Origin of the sequence: Alistipes intestinihominis (genome assembly GCF_040095975.1) — a bacterium.
GTDB lineage: Bacteria > Bacteroidota > Bacteroidia > Bacteroidales > Rikenellaceae > Alistipes > Alistipes senegalensis.
The window spans coordinates 1-21765 of sequence record NZ_JBBMFL010000028.1; the positions used below are offsets into that span (position 1 = coordinate 1).

At 49.7% G+C, this 21765-nt stretch carries 22 protein-coding genes; 15 read left to right on the forward strand and 7 right to left on the reverse strand.

The annotated features are described in order from the left end of the window. Positions 1 to 148 precede the first annotated feature (148 nt). Both WMO46_RS15055 and WMO46_RS15060 read left to right on the forward strand, forming a co-directional pair. Positions 149 to 514, forward strand: coding sequence for an SH3 beta-barrel fold-containing protein (locus WMO46_RS15055; RefSeq protein ID WP_349094608.1), 366 nt, complete (start codon positions 149 to 151; stop codon positions 512 to 514). A gap of 16 nt (positions 515 to 530) precedes the next feature. Beyond that, on the forward strand, positions 531 to 806 hold the full coding sequence (locus tag WMO46_RS15060) for a thioredoxin family protein (RefSeq protein ID WP_302590297.1): 276 nt from the start codon (positions 531 to 533) through the stop codon (positions 804 to 806). A gap of 56 nt (positions 807 to 862) precedes the next feature. On the opposite strand, the gene WMO46_RS15065 is transcribed toward WMO46_RS15060, so the two are convergent. From WMO46_RS15065 to WMO46_RS15090, 6 genes are read right to left on the reverse strand one after another with little or no spacing between them, the layout of a single operon-like run. After that, positions 863 to 2137 carry a hypothetical protein gene (locus WMO46_RS15065; RefSeq protein ID WP_349094609.1) on the reverse strand — a complete coding sequence of 425 codons (1275 nt, stop codon included), beginning with the start codon at positions 2135 to 2137 and terminating at the stop codon, positions 863 to 865. Positions 2138 to 2173: 36 nt separating this feature from the next. Next, positions 2174 to 2398, reverse strand: a complete 225-nt coding sequence (locus WMO46_RS15070) for a hypothetical protein (RefSeq protein WP_349094610.1) — start codon at positions 2396 to 2398, stop codon at positions 2174 to 2176. A gap of 13 nt (positions 2399 to 2411) precedes the next feature. After that, positions 2412 to 3788 (reverse strand): RagB/SusD family nutrient uptake outer membrane protein, encoded by a 1377-nt coding sequence (locus WMO46_RS15075; protein WP_349094611.1) that lies wholly within the window; start codon positions 3786 to 3788, stop codon positions 2412 to 2414. A 30-nt stretch (positions 3789 to 3818) separates the two neighbouring features. Next, positions 3819 to 7217 (reverse strand): SusC/RagA family TonB-linked outer membrane protein, encoded by a 3399-nt coding sequence (locus WMO46_RS15080; RefSeq protein WP_349094612.1) that lies wholly within the window; start codon positions 7215 to 7217, stop codon positions 3819 to 3821. A 12-nt stretch (positions 7218 to 7229) separates the two neighbouring features. After that, positions 7230 to 9527 (reverse strand): S9 family peptidase, encoded by a 2298-nt coding sequence (locus tag WMO46_RS15085; protein WP_349094613.1) that lies wholly within the window; start codon positions 9525 to 9527, stop codon positions 7230 to 7232. Continuing rightward, positions 9524 to 10996 (reverse strand): S8 family serine peptidase, encoded by a 1473-nt coding sequence (locus tag WMO46_RS15090; protein WP_349094614.1) that lies wholly within the window; start codon positions 10994 to 10996, stop codon positions 9524 to 9526. Before WMO46_RS15090 ends, WMO46_RS15085 begins: the two co-directional genes overlap by 4 nt. An 822-nt stretch (positions 10997 to 11818) precedes the next feature. Between WMO46_RS15090 and WMO46_RS15095 the strand changes: the two genes are divergently transcribed. The 11 genes from WMO46_RS15095 (at position 11819) to WMO46_RS15145 (ending at position 17969) form a co-directional block, all read left to right on the forward strand. Next, complete coding sequence (locus tag WMO46_RS15095; RefSeq protein WP_129651716.1) at positions 11819 to 12103, forward strand: hypothetical protein; 285 nt, start codon at positions 11819 to 11821, stop codon at positions 12101 to 12103. Positions 12104 to 12107: 4 nt separating this feature from the next. Continuing rightward, positions 12108 to 12356: a DUF7688 family protein gene (locus tag WMO46_RS15100; RefSeq protein WP_282195017.1), complete on the forward strand. Its 249-nt coding sequence runs from the start codon at positions 12108 to 12110 to the stop codon at positions 12354 to 12356. Next, the gene (locus WMO46_RS15105) at positions 12349 to 13128 is read left to right on the forward strand and encodes an N-6 DNA methylase (protein ID WP_349094615.1); all 780 of its coding nucleotides are present in this window, start codon (positions 12349 to 12351) and stop codon (positions 13126 to 13128) included. The genes WMO46_RS15100 and WMO46_RS15105 overlap by 8 nt, the downstream gene beginning before the upstream one ends. Positions 13129 to 13651: 523 nt before the next feature. Beyond that, on the forward strand, positions 13652 to 14092 hold the full coding sequence (locus tag WMO46_RS15110) for a hypothetical protein (protein ID WP_349094616.1): 441 nt from the start codon (positions 13652 to 13654) through the stop codon (positions 14090 to 14092). 613 nt (positions 14093 to 14705) lie between these two features. Further along, positions 14706 to 15251, forward strand: a complete 546-nt coding sequence (locus WMO46_RS15115) for a hypothetical protein (RefSeq protein WP_349094617.1) — start codon at positions 14706 to 14708, stop codon at positions 15249 to 15251. Between the two features lie 35 nt (positions 15252 to 15286). Further along, positions 15287 to 15514, forward strand: a complete 228-nt coding sequence (locus WMO46_RS15120; protein WP_129651721.1) for a hypothetical protein — start codon at positions 15287 to 15289, stop codon at positions 15512 to 15514. 64 nt (positions 15515 to 15578) lie between these two features. Next, positions 15579 to 16109, forward strand: a complete 531-nt coding sequence (locus WMO46_RS15125) for a hypothetical protein (protein WP_129651722.1) — start codon at positions 15579 to 15581, stop codon at positions 16107 to 16109. Then, on the forward strand, positions 16096 to 16317 hold the full coding sequence (locus WMO46_RS15130; protein WP_129651723.1) for a hypothetical protein: 222 nt from the start codon (positions 16096 to 16098) through the stop codon (positions 16315 to 16317). The genes WMO46_RS15125 and WMO46_RS15130 overlap by 14 nt, the downstream gene beginning before the upstream one ends. 224 nt (positions 16318 to 16541) lie before the next feature. Continuing rightward, the gene (locus tag WMO46_RS15135) at positions 16542 to 16715 is read left to right on the forward strand and encodes a hypothetical protein (protein WP_196017957.1); all 174 of its coding nucleotides are present in this window, start codon (positions 16542 to 16544) and stop codon (positions 16713 to 16715) included. A gap of 283 nt (positions 16716 to 16998) precedes the next feature. Continuing rightward, positions 16999 to 17553: a hypothetical protein gene (locus tag WMO46_RS15140; protein ID WP_349094618.1), complete on the forward strand. Its 555-nt coding sequence runs from the start codon at positions 16999 to 17001 to the stop codon at positions 17551 to 17553. Positions 17554 to 17597: 44 nt separating this feature from the next. Then, a complete protein-coding gene (locus tag WMO46_RS15145; protein WP_349094619.1) occupies positions 17598 to 17969 on the forward strand; it encodes a hypothetical protein in 372 nt (123 codons plus the stop codon). 70 nt (positions 17970 to 18039) lie between these two features. On the opposite strand, the gene WMO46_RS15150 is transcribed toward WMO46_RS15145, so the two are convergent. After that, positions 18040 to 18351, reverse strand: a complete 312-nt coding sequence (locus tag WMO46_RS15150; protein WP_195498365.1) for an acetyl-CoA carboxylase biotin carboxyl carrier protein — start codon at positions 18349 to 18351, stop codon at positions 18040 to 18042. A 113-nt stretch (positions 18352 to 18464) separates the two neighbouring features. On the opposite strand from WMO46_RS15150, the gene WMO46_RS15155 reads away from it, so the two are divergent. Together WMO46_RS15155 and WMO46_RS15160 are read left to right on the forward strand one after the other, a co-directional pair. Beyond that, positions 18465 to 18842 carry a hypothetical protein gene (locus WMO46_RS15155; protein ID WP_195498053.1) on the forward strand — a complete coding sequence of 126 codons (378 nt, stop codon included), beginning with the start codon at positions 18465 to 18467 and terminating at the stop codon, positions 18840 to 18842. Between the two features lie 17 nt (positions 18843 to 18859). Beyond that, positions 18860 to 21583, forward strand: a complete 2724-nt coding sequence (locus WMO46_RS15160) for a peptidase associated domain and porin domain-containing protein (protein ID WP_349094620.1) — start codon at positions 18860 to 18862, stop codon at positions 21581 to 21583. Positions 21584 to 21765: the final 182 nt, after the last annotated feature.

Below are 21765 nucleotides of genomic sequence, written 5' to 3' on the forward strand. Positions count from 1 at the left end.
GCGCCCGTCGATGTCTCGACGGCAAATATTTCCTTCCGGGTCCTTGCCTTTGAAGCAGTCGCCCGGATCGGCTGAGTCCGCATCGCTGTTCTGAGCGTTTCAGGCAGTTTAGAACTCCGGCGCAGGAGGATAAAGTCTGCAAAAAATTATGGATAACGAACGTTTGATTCGGATTCTGACGGGTAAACTGCAAGCCACGCTACGGACTTCTTACTGGCCGTTGTATTGGCAGGTCGAAGCAGCGGTGATTGAATCGACGGGATTCGCCAATGAAATTGACGAACTGATCGAGGAGCTTCGCAAGCGAATCGTGCGATTCAGTTACCGGAAAACCGACGGGACAATACGTGAAGCGATCGGAACCCTCAAACCGGGTGTTTTGACCATGCTCTCTGCATCGAGCAAGTCGAAACCCCGTAGTCAAGGGAACCGGGGCTGCGTGGTCTATTTCGATCTCGATCGGGAAGACTGGCGGTGCTTCTGCCCGGAAAACTTCATCACAATCCACCCCTGACGTTCGCCCTGAGGTATTGATTGTATATTTTACAGCATCGTGGTGTGGCCCTTGTAAAATGTATAACGCAATATTTGAAAGTATTGCGAATAATTATACAAATCAAGAATGTCATTTTGGACGTATTGACGTTGATAAAGCAACTGATTTAGGAAACAATTACCGTATAAGCAAGCTACCAACCACCTTTATTATTAAACAAAATCAAATTGTCGCAACGGCTGTAGGAGTTTTACAAAATCAAACCTTAAAAGCCTTAGTTGATCAATATAAAGCAAAATCTCCAAAATAAATAGCACAAGCCCCAGTTTTTTAACTGGGACTTGTGCTATTATTGAAAAAATTGGTTTATTCAACCACTCGCTCGAACGTAAAGGAAATAAATGGAGAGTATGTAGCTGTTGGTTTAGTTTCGTCATAATATATTTTATCGACTAAGAATGATTTTGAATTATAGTCAACAAAATAGATTTTCATCTTATTGGAATCTCCATCCTTAAAGTTTATTCCAATATAAGCCTCTGTATCTTCGCTCTGCTCTGTTGCAGAAAAATAACGGTTTACGTTATCAAGCAAAATCAATTGAAGCGGAACCTTCGTCCCCATTCCCTCTCTTACAATGATCTCTTCACCTTTCGAAATACCCGAATTCTCCCGGAAGAAGTTTCTCAAAGTCGATTCAAGCGAGGTCGTAAGACCCTCTTCCGTGAAAACCAACCGGTCCTTTGCATTGTATGCGGGTAAAGCAGCCATATCGGCGTCGAACGTAGGTTTGTCGTTATCAGAGCTGCTTCCATTCAGATTGGCAAACTCCGTAGGATCATAGTTGCCTTCGGCACTCATTTTCCATGTACCTTCCAGTTTGCTGAAATACGATCCGAAAATCGTTACGGTAATCTCGTTATACTGTCCCCGGACGAATCCTTTGTTGTTCTCCAGTCCGGTTTTCAGAACGACCTTGTCTTTTCCGGTTTCCAGCGTGCCGGCTTTAAGGGTAATGGCACCTGAACTTTTACCCTGAGCGACAACCAGTTGTTTAGCCCCCTCGAACGTAAAATTGGTATTTTCGACAGCCGTCGAACCTTCGGCGATCTCAATGGGAATGACGATATCCTGCTCCGCAGTATATTTTGCCCCCGTAGCCGTATAAAGATCCAACTGAACGGAACCGGTCTCACCCATGGTCATGGATTTGACAGAGAAGGAATACATAATTTTACCTTTCACTCCCAGACTGATCTTCGCCGTGGCATTTTTCCCGGGGATAAAGTCAGCCACCGAGCCCAACGTCGCAACGATTTCCTTGGCTTCGTCGTAGTTGTCCAAAGCCGTTACCGTAATCGAAAGCGACTGATTGTTACCTCCCAATATGAATTGTTCGGCCGATACGGAATACTCGGAACCCTTGACAGCCGTACCCGAGAAAGCAACGGGAACGGTGACGGGCGACGCAAGCGATGATAAATCGACACCGGAGACTTGCAGATCCAGTGTTACGGAACCTGTCGAAAGCGCGAGCACCGGCTTCGCAAAAGAAAGCGTAGGCGTCGAATCATCGTTGTCATCCGAACAAGCGCCGAATAACAGCGGCGCTGCGAGCAATGCAAATAAAAATTTTCTCATAACCAAAGTTTTAATTAATAAAGGTTTGTTCAACAGTTATTTCGAACCTTCCAGAAAGGCTTCATATTCATCTTCTTCGCTTGCGATCTGCGCCCAATCCTCATTCCCGAGAAATACACCGTCGGGCATAATGTATTTCGTCAAATAATCCTGAGCCAAAGGCGGCGTCTCATCATAGTTGTCATCACAGCCACTCAGTGACACAACAGCCGCAATCGCTGCGACAAACGCAATCATTCGTCTTTTCATCGTATTGTTCATAATTCTGATTCTTTTATTCCATTTTATCGTACCCCGGATTTTGCTCCAACCCCTCGACCAATTGAATATCGGGAGCGTAAAGCGGGAAAGTATACATCCAGGAATAAGTCGTGTATTTCAGTCCCTGCTTGGCGACCCAGAATTCCGGACATCCGTTACGTTTGAGTTCGTACCAGCGATCTCCTTCAAGGAAAAGTTCCTTGCGGCGTTCGCAATGGATAGCATACAGCAGCGGAGTCAGCGCATTTCCCTTGGCATCGACCTGAATCAAATCGTCGTGATCGACCGGAGGCAGAGTCTGTATCGTGTAGTCCGAGACATCGGCAATGCGCTTTCGTCGCAGTTCGTTCAAAGCAGCAAGGGCCTTTTCGGGTTCATCGCTATGATAATAACTCTCAGCCAGAATCAACTGCAATTCAGCGCTTCGCAGGCAGGAAAGCAGGTTCTTAGCCGGCAGTCTTTTGGCATCGATCGACAGCGCGAAACGCACATCTTTTTCCTTTTCGGCGAAAAGATCGTAAAACCGACGGGAACAAGGTCTGTTTTTCAAATAATTCTTTGAATTCGTCAGCGCCGTAGATTCCGAAGATCCGGCATAAATCTGTGCCTTGAAGATCATGTTGCCACTCTTGGCCATCTGTTCCCCGATCATCGCCTTGTAAGGTTCCGCATCGAGCAACGGATATTTTTCCAATAACTCCGAAGCATACTGAGCTGCCAAACGATACTGCTGTGTCCAGAAATAGAGCCGGGCCAGATAGCCTTTGGCGACATCGGAATTGAAGCGATAGATCTCATCCTGAATGTCGTATTCGATCGCTTTATTCAAATCCTCTTCGATCCGTTTGACGGTCTGGTTATAAGTACTGCGAGTAGGCTTCGCCTCCATATCAAATTCCGTAACCAACGGTACACCAGGCCCCGGATTATCCGGATTGCAAGCCTGACAGAAGTTGCGCAGCAAATTATAATAGCAGATACCGCGAAGGGCATACGCCGTACCGAGCACGTCCATCCCGAGCCGGCTGCTCCGGTCTTCGAGATAACCGATTATGATGTTGCAATCCCGAATCACCGCATAAAGATTCGTATACAGAGTTTGCTTAGCGGAAAGTTGCTCTCCTATGTAAAGCGAAATATAATTTCCTCCGGGATATTGAGTCAGATTAGCAGCCAGGTTATCGGCATAACACTCCAAATCGGCCATTTCCAATCCGTCGCCCATCACGACCTCCTCTCCGTAATCGATCTCGTCGAGATGCGCATGGAGCAACGCTGAAAATTCCTCGGCTGTTTCGGGGATGGTCTGTCCGTAAGGTTTTATATCCAAATAGCGGTTGCAGGATACGGCTAATAACACGAGTGCAATCACTGTGAATGTCTTTTTCATACTCTCTGTTTTGAAATTACCGTTTCGGAATTAAAATCCGATCGAAAGTCCGATCGAATAGGAGCGGCATTGCGGGTACACCGCACCGGGAGTTTCAGGGTCCAGCCCCGAGTAATTCGTGAACGTCGCCAGATTGTTCATCGTAAACGACACGCTGCAATTTTGCATGTGAAGTTTCTTCACCCACGCGCCGGGAAGGTCGTAAAGCAATGTCAGGGAACTGATTTTCAAATAAGAAACATTCTCCAGCAACAGACAGTTCGTAACTCTTGATTCGGAAGGAAGACTCTGGGCGATAAGATTGCCGTTCTGATCGTAAAGGCGCCCTCCGTATATGTCGATCAGACGCGGATAACCGTCCGTAACAGGATTATCCGGAGTCCAGCGATAGGTTACATCACGCACGACATTGAGATGGTTGACATAAAGGTCGTATTTGGAGTTGGGAATGGGCTCCTTATCCACACCGGTCATATTCCGGTCTCTCACCGAACTGTAGGATGCGGGGGATACGATATCGTTCAGCACTTTGCCGTTCAACGAAAACACACCGTTCATACTGAGCGTAAGCCCCTTGTAACGAACGGACGTATTGAACCCGCCCGTCCAGGGAGCCGTCGATGTACCTACATAGAAAAGATAGTTTTGCATGTTCCGGTAGTCCGCGACTTCGTTTATTTTCGCATCGGGACGCAGTTCGTAATTGTAGAATCCCGTCGATGGATCGATGCCCGTACTCTTGCCCGTGATGATCATCCCCTGGGGATAACCTACATAATACTGACCATAGATACCGCTGTTGGGCGACACGTATTTGGTCAGTTTGTTCATATTGTAAGCCGCATTGGCAGTAAAATTCCACGCAAAATCCTTATAACGCAGAATCGTCGCACCCAAAGTGAACTCGACTCCCCGGTTCACCTGTTCGGATGTATTATATCCCTGCGAAATAAATCCGACTGCCGAATTCACGCGCGAAGAAGTCACGAGATCGTATCCTTTACGGTTGTATGCTTCGACCTGCAATCGCAAACGATCCTTGAAAAATCCGATGTCCAGACCCGCTTTGATATCCCAGGTCTTCTCCCAGCTCAGATGCGGATTCGGGGCATTCGAAATAGTCCCCATCCGGTAGGAATCCGTATCGGAAATTCGAAACGTGTTATCGTATTTCATGATGATTACCGGATAGACCGACTTATTGACACCGCCCGTATAACCCGTGGCCAAACGAAGCGTCATCGAACTGATCACATCCGAGATTTTCCCTTTCATCCACGACTCTTCGTCTATATTCCAGGAAAAACCTGCCGACCAGGTAGCATTGAATTGCTCCTTGCTGCCGAAATTGTTCGATCCGTCGGATCTTACCGAGGCATTGAAAACATAGCGGTTGAGCAGGATATAGTCGATCGTACCGTAGAACGAGGCCATAGCGTTTTCCGTAATAGCTTGCCCGGTGGAATTATCGAGGGTCTTTCCGAAACTGACAAGTTTATCGTAATCGATCACCGAATTGTTTCCGCTCGCAGGATAAAGCGGCGTCGAATGGTTGCCCGTAACGGGGTCGTAGCCGTAACGTTTGGTAAAAATCGTCTTGGCGTAATTCCGGCTGATCTGCGCTCCGGCCAACACATTGAGCCGATGTATTTCGTTGAAAGTATGTCCATAGGCGAAATGTCCCCGTAACATATAATTGGTATTGTATGTCGAAGTCTGATAAATGGAACCATAGATTCGTTTCGAAGTCGTCGTATTGTTTTCGAACGGCCGATCCATCCATGCCGCATAGGTATTCTTTCCATTGATATTCTCCCCGTGATCCGAAATATAGGAGAACGACGCCAGACCCACGAACTTCAGATCCTTGGTGATATTGACCGTCGTATTTCCCGTCAGTGTGAAGTTTCCGCTGGTACTCTTGGCCGAAGTCTCATTGATCTCCCGCATCAGGTTGAATCCGTTTTCGGGAAGCGCTACCGTATAGCTTCCATTGATTTCACTCAAGGAAAAATAAGTCTCGTCAGCCCGATAGGAACCGTCGTCATTGTAAGGACGTTCATAAGGATTGGCGAAATAGGCGTATTTGAACATATCTACATTACTCGACGGTGCCTTGGATGTCTGATAGGAGAAATCCGTACTGATACCGAACGATACGACTCTGTTCGGTGTTACATCGATCTTGCCGTTGAAATTGTAACGGTCGTACGAGTTTTTCAACACAATGCCCTGATCGTTACCATATCCCATTGAGAGATAATAGGCCATTTTGGGATTACCTCCCGAAATGGAGAGATAGTGGCTTGTGGAAACTGTCGTCCGGAACAGTTCCTCGAACCAGTCTGTCGTATGGCTGCCCAGTTCCGCAATCCTGGCATCCTGCTCTGCGACGCTCAATCCCTTATATTTGCCGTATCCCGAACGAATCATGCCCACGATACCCACAACCGGATAGTAACTTTTGCCATCCTGAAGATTATTCGCATAACCGGCAGCTGCAAATTCGTCCCATAATTCCTGCTCCCAGGCCAGTTTCTCGCGTGAGTTCATCAAATTGGCAGACCGTACAGGCCGCGTCTGAATGGATACGGTTCCCGAATAGTTGACGTGCGTAGGTCCCGACTTGCCGCGTTTGGTCGTTACCACGATCACACCGCCGGCAGCCTGAGATCCGTAAATTGCGGCAGCGGCAGCATCCTTCAACACGGAGATCGACTCGATGTCGTTAGGATTGATCCCACCGATGCCCGTAGCAAAAATATTCGAAAAGTCTCCGGAGCGAATCTGCGTGTTGGAAACAGGAGGTGTCGGGACCTCCTTCTGCATCGGTACGCCGTCAATGACCCACAGCGGTTCGGCATTGCCCGTGATGGTGCTCGTTCCGCGAATGCGGATCTTCACGGCTTCGCCCGGACGGCCGGATACGGATTGCACGCTCACTCCGGCCAGTTTGCCCTGCAACAGTTTGTCTACTCCCTCCAAAGGCGAAGTCTTGAGATCTTTTCCTTCAATCACGGCAACCGAACCGGTGCTTTTGCGAATCTCAGTTTTGGCAAAGCCTGTCACGACGACTTGTCCGATGTCCGTGGCCTGTTCCTTTAACGTTACGTCATACACGAAACGAAGTCCAAAGCGATCCCCGTATTCGACTTTGACGGTTTGAGACTCGTAACCGATATAAGTGAAACGCAACGTCCCGCCCTCGGGTACTGAAATTTGATATTCACCCTTGAGATTGGTATTTACACCGATGTGCGTTCCCTCGACGAAGACCGAGACACCGATAAGCGGTTCACCGGAAGTATCCTTGACTGTTCCCCGCACCGTGATTTTATCGTCTTTCTTCTGAGCAACCGCGTCAAACGCGGCCGCCAGCAGCAACGATGTAAACACGAACAGCAAAAAAAATCGTAAAGTTTGCTTCATACGCATTATTCATTAGTTGTGTTTGACTATATCGATCTCCTGCTGAGGCAGCCCGAGCAAATGTTCCGTAAAATAGTAGCGGATCAGATTTACGTAATATGAATTCCCGAGACCATGATCCGCTCCGGGAATGACCGTCATGTCGAAACGCTTGCGGGCCCGGATCAGCGCATCGGCCAGCCGGGCCGTAGATGCCGGATGCACGTTGTTGTCCATGTCTCCGGTGATGAGCAGCAGCCGTCCGGTCAGCCGATCGGCCAATTCGATGTTGGTCGGAATATGACATTCGAAATGCGGTTTCCCGTCTTTCCCCCAGGTCTGCTTTACTCCGTGGAAAGTTTCGCCCCACCATTGGGAGTAAATATTATTGTCATGGTTCCCCGAAGCAGCCACCCCGACCTTGTAAAATTCCGGATGGTTCAGCATGGCGGCGACCGTCATGAAACCGCCTCCGGAATGTCCGTAAATTCCGACTCTTTCAATATCGGCGCAAGGATAACGGGCTGCAATCTGCCGGACCACAGCCATGTCGTCGGCCAAGGCATAGTCCCGCAGATTCCCGTAGCCGAATGTATGAAAATCGCGTCCGCGCCAGGGGCCGCTGCCGCGATAGGCGAAATTGACGACGACGAATCCCAGCTGCGCGAGCGATTGATTGTAGTTGTCATCCAGAGTAAAGGCCTGAGGAACCAGATCGACATGGGGTCCGGGATAGACATTGCTGATGATCGGGTATTTCCGTCCAGGCTCCCGGTCGAAAGGGAGATAAACGACACCATAGAGCCGGGTCACGGAATCCGCCGCCAGCACTTCGACGACTTCCGGTTCGTGCCATCCGCGGACATAGAGTTCCGAAAGGTCGCACGGCTCCAGTTCGATACGGCCGCGGCCCTTCATGTCGCAGACCTGATGCCGCGGAGCACGATCCATACGCGACCAAGTGTCCGTCAGGAAGCGTCCGTCGGGAGAGAATGCCACCGAATGTTCGCCGTTTCCGGGAGTGAGCAAAACCGGTTCTCCGCCGCCGAATCCGGTTTTGTAATAAAAACGGTAATGCGGGTTGACACCCGGTTCCCGTCCGTAGCCTTCGTAGATGATCGTCCGGGCGAGCGTATCGATACGTTCGATCTTTCCGGCGACGTATTCGCCCGAAGTGACGGCTCCTTGCAAGCGTCCGTTTCCATCGTACAGGTAATAATGACCGTATCCCGTCCGCTCCGACCACCAGAGGATATCGCGGCCTTCATTCAGTATATGAAAACAAAACTGCTGGTCGTTCTGAGCCGGTTTGCACACCTCGCGGATAATCGGCTCGACACGGTGCGCCGCGAAATTGACCCGGCACAGTTCCACGCTGTCGCACGTCCGGCTGCGGCGAACGAGATAGGCATAACGGTCCGTATGAGCGATCATGCTGAACCGGGGAACCTCGACTTTCTGATCGGGCCAGCGGGCGATGTCGAGTTTCCGAATGCACATGCTGTCGGCATCGACCAGCCAGGCATCGTATTGAACGACGTGCTCATCGCCGGGCATGGGAAATTTGTAGCTTTTAGCCTTGGGGCGCGGTCGGGCGAGATTGTCCACCAGCGTGAGTTCCTCCACCTCGCGCTTATCTTCGCGCACCACCAGATAATAACGGCTTTTCCCCATCCAACGACCGATAGCGGAGCTGCGCGCCTCCGACTCGACGACGTTGTTCCCGCTGGTGGAGAACGAATGATAGCGCTCCCCGTCGTAGGTCAGCCGTACACTGTCGCTTCCATCTCCGCGAAAGAGCATGAGGTCATGACCGACAGCCGTAACATAATACGAACTGTCGGCGGAATAGCTGCGCCGATAGTCGCCGCGCGAGAAAAGATTCCCGCGGGAAGCATCCCGCCGGGGCTTTTCGCTCAGTTTGCCATTTCGGCAATCGTAGTGCAGCCGGTGCTTATTGAAATCGAACGTAAAACCGCGGGGATCGGAAGAATCGAATTCAAGGCCGTAAAGCCGTAATTCCTTCGGGGTCGGCATCCGCGATGAATCGGCGTAAGCGGCCAACTGTCGGGCCATCGAGAAACTGTCGAACAGCGGACGTTTCCGCCAAGTGCGGGTATCGACCAGCCAATAACGGCGGGCATCGGCGTCATCCGACGTATAATGAAACCAACGGCACTCCTTGCCGATCCATTGCACCGAAACGTATTGGTTGCGGATCAATCCACCGAGCGAATCGGACGAAAAACGGTCGGCCCGCGCCATATAGGATTCCTGAGCACAGAGCGGATAAAGGCTCCATACCGTCAAAAATACAAGCAGCCGTTTCATCGCTTTCCGAATTTGCTGATTCTCGATGCCTCTTTCATGGCCGCCTGCGCATTGAGAATTCCTCCGCTGAGACAAACCCGACGCCCCTGGATCATGCGGGGAGTATCGGATTTTCCGGGAACAGGCATCTCGTCCGCCGGAAAATGCGTAACGGTACGAACCAGAATATCCCGTATCTCACGAGCCGAAAGATCGGGATAGAAACTCCGCAAGACCGCTGCGACACCGGAAACTATCGGCGCTGCGATACTCGTTCCCTGCGCCGTATCGTATCCGCCCTCGGGAGCGGTCGATCGGACATTCTCTCCGGGGGCGAGCAGGTCCACATTTTCCGCTCCGTAATTGCTGAAAGAAGCGACCCGTCCGTCGGGCGTTGAAGCACCCACGACAATCTGGTTTTCCAAACGGCGTCCTTTCGCATCCCGGCAAGCCGGAAATATCGGACGGACATCGATATCGACGCCATCGTTGCCGGAGGCCATAACCAACAATACGTCCTTGCTCCGGGCATATTTCATCGCAGCCAACACTTCGTCCCGGTGAGGTGACAGGTACTTGCCGAAACTCATATTCACCACCTCTGCGCCGTTATCCACCGCATAACGAATTGCAGCAGCTACATCGCGGTCGTATTCGTCGCCTTCGGGAATCGCACGAACGGAGAGGATCTTTACCGGGCGCGGCAGGTCTCCGGCCGTCGCCGCACATGCCGCAATCACTCCGGCGACCATCGTCCCGTGGTAGGGATCGTCGCCGATAAGATTGTTTCCGTAACGGAAATTCCGAAAATCGTCCGGCCGATTGCCCAATTTCATATGGGGATCGTCATTCAATGAATCGAGGCTGGCCACACGTTCGGCGGACAAGCGATATTCGCTGTCGATCTTTTCCACCGCTTCGTGCCACGGCATGTCGGGTGTGAACATAACGGGTGCGGAAGCCGCAATCGACAGAGGCAGCGCAAACCCGGTCGTGTCGGCCAATTCAAGACGCTGAAAATCGGCGACCGTAGTTTCACGATCACCGTATTTCAGGCGCATCAATGAATCGCAAATGCGGAAAGCATCGGAACGAACACGTTGATATTCGGTAAATTTGATGTAGATATCGAGCCGGGCGGCCCGTTCCATCTGCTTATAATAGGCATATTCGGCCTTTGCCGAAAGAGTAAGGCGGCTTGTATCAGCGTCCTTGAAGCGAGGCCGAAGCCGTTTGTATTCCCGGAAAGGTTCCGTGCCGGCCCTTCGAAGACTCTCTCCAACAGCATTGCCGAGGAAATTCCAGCCGTGAATGTCGTCTACATAGCCGTTTTTATCGTCATCACGGCCGTTAGCAGCCTGTTCGCGTGGATTGGTCCAGATGAAATCCGCAAGAGCCGTATGCGAAACATCGAACCCGCCGTCGATGACGGCGACGATTATTTCAGATTTTTTTCGGGAGGGGGGGGGGAATTTTACCTCTTGCCGCACAAATCTCTGTCAGACGGACTCCGCATAGCGAATCGGAAGCGGACAAAAACCAAGGGGCATCCGTTTGTGCAGATGACGGTACTGCCGCCAACAGATACACGGCAGAAAATAATACTTTTGAATTCATATTGCAATAGATACCTGACGCGACAAATATAATAAAAATCTGAATTTATTACATTTTTTATATACCTTAATGTCAAATTCAGTAATACATTAACACTTCGTTCCAAAAAGATAAAATTGTCTGCGGGGAAAACGTGGGGAAAATTCGAAAAACAAAAACCGATTAACTTGTTATAATCAAAAATTAAGCGCTTTTCATGGTGCCCGGGGCCGAAAGGTCCCGGGGTTTTCTTCTTTTGTTCATTCATCCCAGCGGACCCGTCCATAGCCGGTTACCGGTTGACCACCGGCTATCTCGCCGTGCGGATCTCCGATCCTGTCGCACGGCCTTCAGGCCCCCTGAACTCGCAGCCCCGGCGACTATGCCGCCGGGCCCAGCTCGCGGACGACCGCGATCGACAAGCGAACTCGTCGTCCGGGGGAGAGCGGTATTACTCACTCACAACAGGGATGCAAAGTTAGCCGACATCCCGGCGACAGCGGCAAGGATCGGCCAGCCTGGTTAGGCTGGCCGCCCGTCGGCCCGATTCGGAAATATTTGTCCGCTGCGCCCGTCGATGTCTCGACGGCAAATATTTCCTTCCGGGTCCTTGCCTTTGAAGCAGTCGCCCGGATCGGCTAAGTCTGCATCGCTGTTCTGAGCGTTTCAGGCAGTTTAGAACTCCGGCGCAGGAGGATAAAGTCTGCAAACATGTTATGAAAACGTACTCGTATTACCAGGACGTGAAATGCACGGTCTGGGAGCGGAAACACTTCACCGTGAATGCTGCGAGTCAGCAGGAAGCCGATGAGATCGCCAAGCGATGTGTAGTTGGTAATGTCCATGACCAAACAGATGGAAACATTCTCGCTCTCGAGGAAGATGAAATGATCTATGACACGATGGACCTCTTTCCTCTCGAGGAAAACCACGGCAGTCCTACGATCGAGGTCTACCGTAAGGATCACAAATTCATCGCTGATAACAGTCCAAAACGGTAGTGCCATGAAACAGGAGATCAAACAATTCGGCAAAACGATCCTTTCCTCGGATTATAGCGGCCCTGGAGGTCTTGAATTATTCTTTGCCAATATGACCGGTAAAAACAAATGCGGTTGGGAATATTGGGCTTTTGTCGAAAATTGGGTTTTGCAACAAGGCTTCGAACTCGGCCCTGTCGAGCTTTGGGAAGATGGGCATCTTCTGAAATGCGGAGAGATCAGTCTGCCCGGAAAGGAGGTGCATCATGGCTAAGATCCGAATTCAGGGCGAGTACAAGGCGTTTGAAGATAAGTTCTCGGCACTTGCCTATGGTCAAGACGACAGTCAGGTGTTCGACGATATGTTGACCTTCATCATCGACCTGTTCAGTTTCGACAATCCGTGGACGCCCAATGGCCACTATTCCAACCCCGAGAATTTGCGCGAACGCTTCTTCGGATTGTTTCAGGAGATTATACTCCTGATGAAAGCGAAGATCCGAGATCCCAAAGATTGGTATGATCCCTTCGGCAATTTGTATGAAATGCAAATCGCTTCAATGGGTCGGCGTGCAAATGCCGGGCAGTTTTTTACCCCGGAAGATGTTGTTGATTTTATGGCCGACATATTATATGCAGGAGAGGACATGATCGGGAAGGGATTGCGCTTCAGTGATCCTACCTGCGGCAGTGGGAGAACCCTGATTGCTATGCACGCTAAGTATCCCGGCAACTTCTGCTGCGGCGAGGATATTGACCGCACATGCGCTCTTATGACTGTCTGCAACTTCATTCTGCATGGCGTGAACGGTGAGGTCATCTGGCATGATTCACTCTGGCCGGATGCCGAACATTTCTACGGAGCCTGGCGTGTCCGGCCGCGTCGGGATCTGGGCGGCGTGCCTGAAGTTACCAGGCTGAAGTGGGAGGACTCATTCTGCTATGCTGCCTGGCAAAGCCATTTGGACGAGCGTCAACGGGAAACGTCGGGGGACATCTCTCCGGAGCCCGGTTCTCCGCAAATCGTGCAGCTCAATCTCTTCTGATCGAGAGTCCCGCCGAAAGGCGGGATTCTCTTTTTTTGCTCGCTGCCACTTTCTATGTGATTCATCACATAGAAATTCATCGGACCCGGCCATAGCCGGTTGCCGGTTGACCACCGGCTATTTCGCCGTGCGGATCTCCGATCCTGTCGCACGGCCTTCGGGCCCCCTGAACTCGCAGCCCCAGCGACTATGCCGCCGGGCCCAGCTCGCGGACGACCGCGATCGGCGAGCGAACTCGTCGTCCGGGGGAGAGCGGTATGCTCACTCACAACATGGATGCAAAGTTAGCCGACATCCGTTTGACAGCGGCAAGGATCGGCCAGCCTCACCAGGCTGGCCGCCCGTCGGCCCGATTCGGAAATATTTGTCCGCTGCGCCCGCCGATGTCTCGACGGCAAATATTTCCTCCCAGGGTCCTTGCCTTCGGCGCAGTCGCCCGGATCGGCTGTGTCCGCATCGCTGTTCTGAGCGTTTCAGGCAGTTTAGAACTCCGGCGCAGGAGGATAAAGTCTGCAAAAAAGTTATGAAACAGAGTACGGAAATGTGCGACAAGATCATGTCGATCCTCGCAGAAGATGCCCCAACTCTGATGCGTTGGGGCGCCACGAAGGCCCTCGGCGTAAATACCGGGGGCCGTGTCGGTCTGGTCGTTTTCGTCGATGCGTTCAAACATCGCGGTCCGGTGGCGATTTATCCTGCGGAGCATCCTCGCTACTACGATGTCGAAGTGCAGGATTATGACCGGCATGTGCTCAAATCCGTAGCGTGTATTGCTGCCGAGTCATTGGTTGAGAACATCGACCGGCTTGTGGAAGTTACCGAACGTTACGTCGAGGACATCGATCGTTGGCTTATTCGTACACCGTCCGAGATTAAACCGTATCAGCAACTCGCGCGGATTATGAAAACAAGTCCCGAGATCGCAAAAAAGGTCCGCATGAAGGCGGTCATGCTCAAAGGCTGATTCCCGAGAGCTGGGCAACCGGCTCTCTTTTTTTCTTCTCTGGAAGGGTTTGGCCATGCCCCGGACACGGGGCATTGGTCGCTCCTAAAACGTGCGACTTGCAGGTCGTTGCAAGTTGCACGTTTCTCCACGTCGCGGTAGAGCACCCCTCGCTCCGCTCGGGAGAGCGGTATTTTCTCTCTGGGCCCGACCAGGCTGCGGTTTTTGGACTCCTGTTGTTTTCAGGATTCCGCCGCCCGCGGTCTCATCCCCTTACACGTAGCCTTCAGGCCATATCTGATACAAAGGTCGATCACTGGATTTTGCCGGACGATGAACCCGGTCATATTTTCTTGGAGGCCCCTGCGGGAGTTGTGTTTATAGTGAAAAAAATTAACCCCGGCAGGCCGGGGCACTCTGAAGTAATTTTTTTCAAAAATATTCCCCGGAACCCCCGATCCGGTTTATAGGTCTGTGGCTGCCTTATTATGGATTCTTTGTGATTTATCACAAAGAATCTGCATTTGTAGGAGTCGGCAGCCTGTGTTTATTTCAAAATCGCAGCGATCGGAGCCAGTATCAGAAAGGCTCTGAAGGCTACGTGTAAGGGGATGATCCCTCGTTCTTTGAAATCTTGAAAACATCCATCGTCCGGCAACCCGCAGCCTGGCGGACCTTCGAGAAAATGAAGTTGTTCGATAGAAAGGATAAAGGGCGTGACGAGGATGTAAGCAAGATTTCAGATACAAAGTTCTTTGACATACTGGAGCTCCGTTCGGAGGACGACGGTAGGCAGGGTTCGACACCCTGGCGGAGCGCAAATACAAACATTTCAAAATTTAATGTTATGGAAATATCACTGGATGATTATTTAGGGCAACGAGGGCTGAGGTCTCCGATAAGTGGGTACATGGATGACAAATGGCGAAACGTGCGCTTAACGGCTCGGGGGCAAAAAAGATTCGAGAAGGAGGCGGAGGCTGCAATTATTGAATACAGCAAGCTACGCAAAGCCGCCATAGACGAATATAACAATTTGGTGAAATCGGGTGAGATAATCCCGCCACATGAAACGAAATTGGAAGCCCTCTTGAGTGTGGCCAGAGGACACCCGGATAACGAAGGAACACAAGCAGCCCGTAGGTTGCTGAAAAAGAGATATGGTATAATATCCTGGTAATATGCCGCATAATTCAAATTCTTAAAATTACAGCTATGAAAAATGACAAGATGGAAGGTGAAACTGCGTTACAGTATTTCCTTCGTAAAAACCGAGAATTGGCGGCATTGAAAGACGCAGCCCTGCGAGCTGGAAAGAATGTGATCAGATGGGACGATCCGGCCAGCGGACATGAGTATATGTTTTGTCATCATCCCTATTTGGGATGGTTCGATGCAAAAGAGCGTCCGGGATTATTGCATGGTATAACTCTACGGCCGTAGAACCTCGCCATAGATCGACTTGATAGCTCGGTGTAAATGTCGTTGGACTTAAATTCTAACAATTATGAAAATAGGCACGAAAAGTCTCCTATTCGGAGCACATAACATCATTATCCATCCCGTTCTGGTCTTTATTGCTTGGTGGCGGCTGTACGGGTTCCCGTTTGATCCGCGGCTTTGGATTGCGTTCCTCGTCCATGATTGGGGCTATTTCGGGAAATCGGACATGGACGGTTCCGAGGGCGAAACGCATGTCGAGTTGGGTGCTCGGATCATGCGGATCTTCGGCCGTCGCTGGGAAGAGTTCGCACGGCATCACTCCCGATACTACTCCCGGCGGGACGGCGTTCAACCCTCGCAGTTGTGCTATGCCGACAAATTGGCGTTATGCTGTGAGTGGCCGAGGTTTTACCTGTTCCGGACTCGGATCACCGGTGAGCTTTGCGAGTATATGGCGCTTTCCGAGGTTGGCGGAAAATATAGTTGCAAGGAATACATGACCCGAATGATCGACACGCCGCAGTCGTGGTTCTCAGCCGTGAGATGTTTTACCTTACGTTACGTCGCAGAACACTATCGTCATGGACATCGTTAAGACCATCGCTACAAAGATCCGGCGTCGGAACTTCCTGTTTCGGGAAGGACGCCGGATCTATTTCGGTCGGCAGATGGATACTACCCGGCTGGTCTGGGCCCGGAACCTCTGCGAAGGCTGGCAGATCGACATCGATGGGCGGCGAATCACCGTCGATTGCATTCTTCGGGAGATTACGGTGGATGGAGTGGAAACAATGAACTATTGAAACCTTGCGGCGTATAGGTCAGCCGCTTTTACTACCATGCGGACAATAGAGGTTACGTTAATGAAAACCGTAATTGTTATTGAGGATTGGACCATGCTACTTGGCGACTCTTCAAAGAAACGGATGGAATGTTTCGGTATACCCTTTCAATGAGTTTCTGACGATATTGTTCGGACGGGAACAAATAGGGAAATTTCAGAATTATGAAGTAAAAATTAGAAGCAATGGACAATGATGAATTGAAAGCAGGGCAATCCGGAACCCTGAAAGAGCCCTATTTGGGGTATCGACATGTCGAATTCGTGGAGTACGATTATCCTCAGGTTCGCGTGCGGATCAGTTCGGGGCTCGAATTCAGCGTATGGATCGACGAGGTGGATTGGGATGAACCCTATTAATTCAATAATATTGATATTACGAATATGACAGAACGGGAATTGAAAGCGGGGAGGACATTCGATTATGCGTCGGAGTGTGATTGCGCATCGATCGGATACATTCCATCCGTATATTGGTTTTACGTCGAACTCAACGGAGTATGTGTGCATACCTCCTATACGTTCCGACCGGCCAAAAAGAAATTCGACAAACTGATCGAGCAGTACAAGCTCGTCAAAGTCGAGGACGAGTAATATAGAATCGGGGCGGATTAACGTCCGTCCTTTTTTAACTCATGGAACTATGGCACGAATTGCATTCCCATCAAAAGGCATAATTTACGACACGGACAGGCAAACCGCCCGACTGCATCAGGTTGCAGAGCGCTTCACCCTGGGGAGCGGGAGCTGCGAGAAATGCGTTGTTGTCGATGTTGAACTCGACGATCGAAGCGGATATTCCTATTCGTTGATCGGTCTGAAGACTCTGGAGCGTTTCAGCACGAGGTTCATCTTTGATGAACGCGACTCGGCCAGCGGAGTCATTGCGGACCTCGAATATCCTTCGTTCTTGGCCGCCGATCAGGTAGAAGAGGTTATTGCCCGGGCGGCCGCCGCAGAGTTGGAACGTGAGAGGTTGGCATCCATCACTAACCGGCATTTGCATCGGGGGATTCTGATCGTCGATTATTCTGAAAAGGCCCTGGCAATCTTTACTGATGATCCGGCAGATGTGGCCATTTTGGAACGCATCCGCGCGAAACGGAATCCGGGTCTGAAATACAAAGGTCGCAAGGTCGCCGGCTGGATCTTTCCGAAATGCCGACAGGAGCAGTTGGCGGCCGTGGTAACCATGTGATGAATCACAAACAATCCGAAACGATAATTCAAACTTTGAAAACCATGAAATTACAAGTGCAGATGGTGGCCATGTCCCACTTGAGCGGTGTGCAGGAGTTGATCCACTTCGGCGCTCTGGAGCAGGTTCGCCGAGAACTCAACTTTGTCAAATCATTGATGCTCGAATATCCCGACCTGGAGGCTGAGGTCCTGGAGGAGAGGATCAACGAAATCTATACCCGTAACATGGCGGATCTGGCTAAGCCGGCTGGACAAATGGATGAACGGAGCCGAGTACGACAAATGGCTATACGAGCCTATCGGGAGACGTGTCCGTCGGATCGTATTACCGGCTGTTGTGACGTTTGCGATTGCTGCGCTTTCTCTCAGGCGTTTGTAGAAAAGTTCGACGAGTTGATGAACAGTGATAAGTGAGTATTTTTTTCTTTCATGAATAAAAACCCCAATGCATTACATTGGGGTTTTTATATAGAATCAGTAAGATTTATTGCCATATAATGAACATGATTTGCCCTGTTTCAACGTATTGGAAATTAGAGCATTCTATGGATACTATCGTCCCTGAAACAGAACTTTCAATGCCTATCAGCATTTTCATGGCTTCAATGAAACAGACTAAACGTCCAGGAAATACAACATCGCCTTCTGTTACCAATGGGGGCTGAGAGAGATCGTCGTTGCGATAGAAAGTACCCGGTAGTGGGGCATCGATGGTATAAATATACCCGGCAGTAAGAGTATTGAATAAACCACTTGCGAATACTGTCACCAGTAATGATAGAATAAATTTTTTCATAGGTGCTGATTGTTTTAAGGTTAGTTGGTTAAAAGCAAATATAGTATTTTATCTGTTATATATTTTTATTTTAATGATTTATTTTTAACTTGCAATAAATACCTTATTAAATTATGAAAAAGATATTGCTTGCAACGCTATTTGCCGGACTATTCATTTTCGTATGGGCACAAAAAGCCCCCAAAAAACCGTTTTATGCTCCGGACGGAAATTGTATTGCTGTTGTAGCTTCAATACAAGATAACACCAGTCCGGTTGTTGACAATGCGGAGGTTTTGATCGTTAGCGATAAAATTGAGCTCAAAGGGAAAGTAAAACGTTATGAAGTTGATAGCCCGTTCTGTTTTTATGAGTTCGATGATGTGGAGTTTAAGGATTCTATCTATATAAAGGTTACGCATCCGGATTTTTATATTTATGAAGCAAAGATTGCAGCGGCGAATTTTCGAGGTAAGCACGTTGCTTTATTGAAAAGGAAAGCTGCTAAATAGCCTTGTCGGTAGTCTTCATGAATATTTCGAAAAAGATTGTACTGTCTTCTTTGTTTTGTGTTTGCGGGCTGTTTCACGCGTATGCACAGATGATCAGGACTGTGGGACGAATTGTACCGCATAATCCCTCAGCTTACAGTACGATCATCGTCTCGGATGCTGCTGGGGACGAACCGTTGGGAGGTGCGACTGTAAAAATCGTCCATAAAAGGGATACGCTTATTACTACAACGCGGCTGGTTGATTTGGGACCAGTCAAGATCGCTTTTTGTTTTTATGAGAAGACTCCGCAGGATTCGGTCGAACTGAACGTTTCCTATGTGGGTTATAAATCTTTTTTCAGGAAATATTCCGCGGCAGAATTCAAGGGTACTCAGCGAATACAGTTGTTCGACGATGTGACGGCCATCAGTCAGATCGTAGTCGTCGGTGAGCAGGTCGCTATGGTAATCAGGGGAGATACAACTTTTTACAATGCCGCCTCGTTCAAGACTCTCGAAGGAGATCGCTTTCGAGAGTTGCTTCGCCAACTTCCCGGTGTCGAAGTGAAAGATAACAGGATATACGCCAATGGTGAGGAGATAAAGCGCGTGTATGTGGATGGGCGTAATTTCTTTGGGGATAATCCCGAATACGTGTTGTCAGACTTGACGGCTGATGATGTTCGTAGTGTTAAGGTATATGACCAGCAAAGTCCCGATGCTAAGTATCTGGGTGATGACAAAGCCCGGAATGAGAAAGTAATGGATGTCGTTACGTATTCCAAGCCTGATGTGATAAAGGGCGGTGTAATGGCGGCACAGGTCGGAGTGAGTCTCGGCAAGGAGGGCTATTCGGGTGAAAAGTTCCGTTATGATATAGGCACGGACCTTTATCGTAACACCGAACGGAACAACCTGCGGCTCGGTTTAATCTTTCAGGAGAATTCACCTTCAAATGCAACAGTAGCCAGCCAGGGAATAACGCCCGAATCACGGCAGGATGTTTCTGCCGGGCATTCACTGCGCCGGGGTGATTCGTTGATGGTCAGTACGAACTTTATTTTCCGGCGAAACACTCGGGAGAGTCGGTCTCTCTCGAACATGGTCTATTTCCCGGACCGGGATTATTCTCAGCGCAGTCAGAACACATCCTCTTTTACCGAGGGACGCAGCCATACCTTTTCTTTGTCGGAAAATATTCAATGTCGTCGCAGGGGGAATATCTTCATGGTCTCGGCCCGGGGCGAACTGAACCGGGCGAAGAATGCCAGTCAGAATTTCACCTTGCAGCAAATCGATGACGAGCAAACTGTCCTCGACCGGAATATACGAGGTGACGGTTCTGGGGGATCAGTTAATCTGCATGTGACTAATAGTACGAAAATCGGCACCAGGGCATTCCTATTTGCCGATGCTAATTTTAAGTACTCAAGATCGTCGGAAGATGGTTTGAACGTCGATACGGTGGCTTCGAATAGCCTAATGCGAACGATTATCGACAACAATACGGATGCCAACAATATCCAGGTAAATGCATCTGCTATTTTCAAGTTCGATCTCAGCAAGATGGTAGCATTAGGACTGGCCTATCGGTTTGGCTACAACTATGGTAAATCCCGTCGGGCAAGCATGGACTACATTGCCGATCCCGTAGGATCGTTGGATTCTGTGAATTCGTACAATTATACGATTAATTCATATCGAAATATTATTGATCCCCAATTGACGATCGTTAAAAACGACTTCCATTTCGATCTCGGATTCGGATTTCAGGCTTATAGTATAATCTCGGATGAGCGGTTGCCGATCGCCGGAACTGCCCGACGGCATTATTATAGTTTTGTTCCGAGCCTCAATTTATTGTATATGACATCCGCACACAATCTGCTGTTTTCAATGAATTCAAGTGCAGAGGAACTTTCACTCGAGCAAATTCGCAGTGGCTTGGATGTCACGAATCCGCTCGTCATTCGGGCCGGGAATCCGGATTTACGTCAAACCAAGCAGTATGCTGCCTCCATACGTTATAACTATACGGATGCTGTACATTCCGCGACTTGGTCCTTCGGTGTTTCGGGAAATTTCAAGGTTGATTATATGGCGAACAAGTCTACGCTGTTCACAGTACAGACCTATTTGCCGAAGTATGACTATACGATGCAAAGTGGTGCTCAACTCAACGAAATTGTCAATGCAGACGGTTATTACGGATGGCAGGTCGGTGCTGGATATTCCAAGCGATTGAAGTTTGGTTTGACGATTAAAACAGAGGCAAAGTATCTATTTGACCGGATGCCATATTTTGTAGGGAGTGACCTTTCCTATGCCCGAAACAATGCGGCCAGATTGTCGCTTTCTGCCATTTCCGGCTTTTCGAATAAGGTTCGCTTTGAGTTTGACTCGACAAGCGAGTTGAGTTACTATGATACGAAAAATCAACAATCGAAGCATTTCTCCCAGGACCTTCGTGGGATGGTTCAGGCCATGATTCTTAAATATAATATTTTGACCGTTAGTACGGCATACCATCTTTATCGGAATTATGCTGTGTCAAATGTCAATAGGGACGATATATTGACAAATGCGGCCATAGGCCGGAAGTTCGGTAAAGAGCGCAAACTGGAATTGTCAGTAGGTGTTGTCGATCTCTTTAACAGGATCAATAATGCGCGAACCCTGTTTACTGACAATTACATTTCGACTACCACGAGTGTCTATCTGGGGCGTTACGGCTATATCCGGGCGACTTATCAGTTTTAAGAACTTCTTCCCTTCACGCATCAACATCAGGCCCCGGAGTTTTGCTCCGGGGCCTTTTCGGTAATATTGATATTACGGAATTCATCGGACCCGTCCATAGCCGGCTGCCGGTTGACCACCGGCTATCTCGCCGTGCGGATCTCCGATCCTGTCGCACGACCTTCGGGCCCCCTGAACTTGCA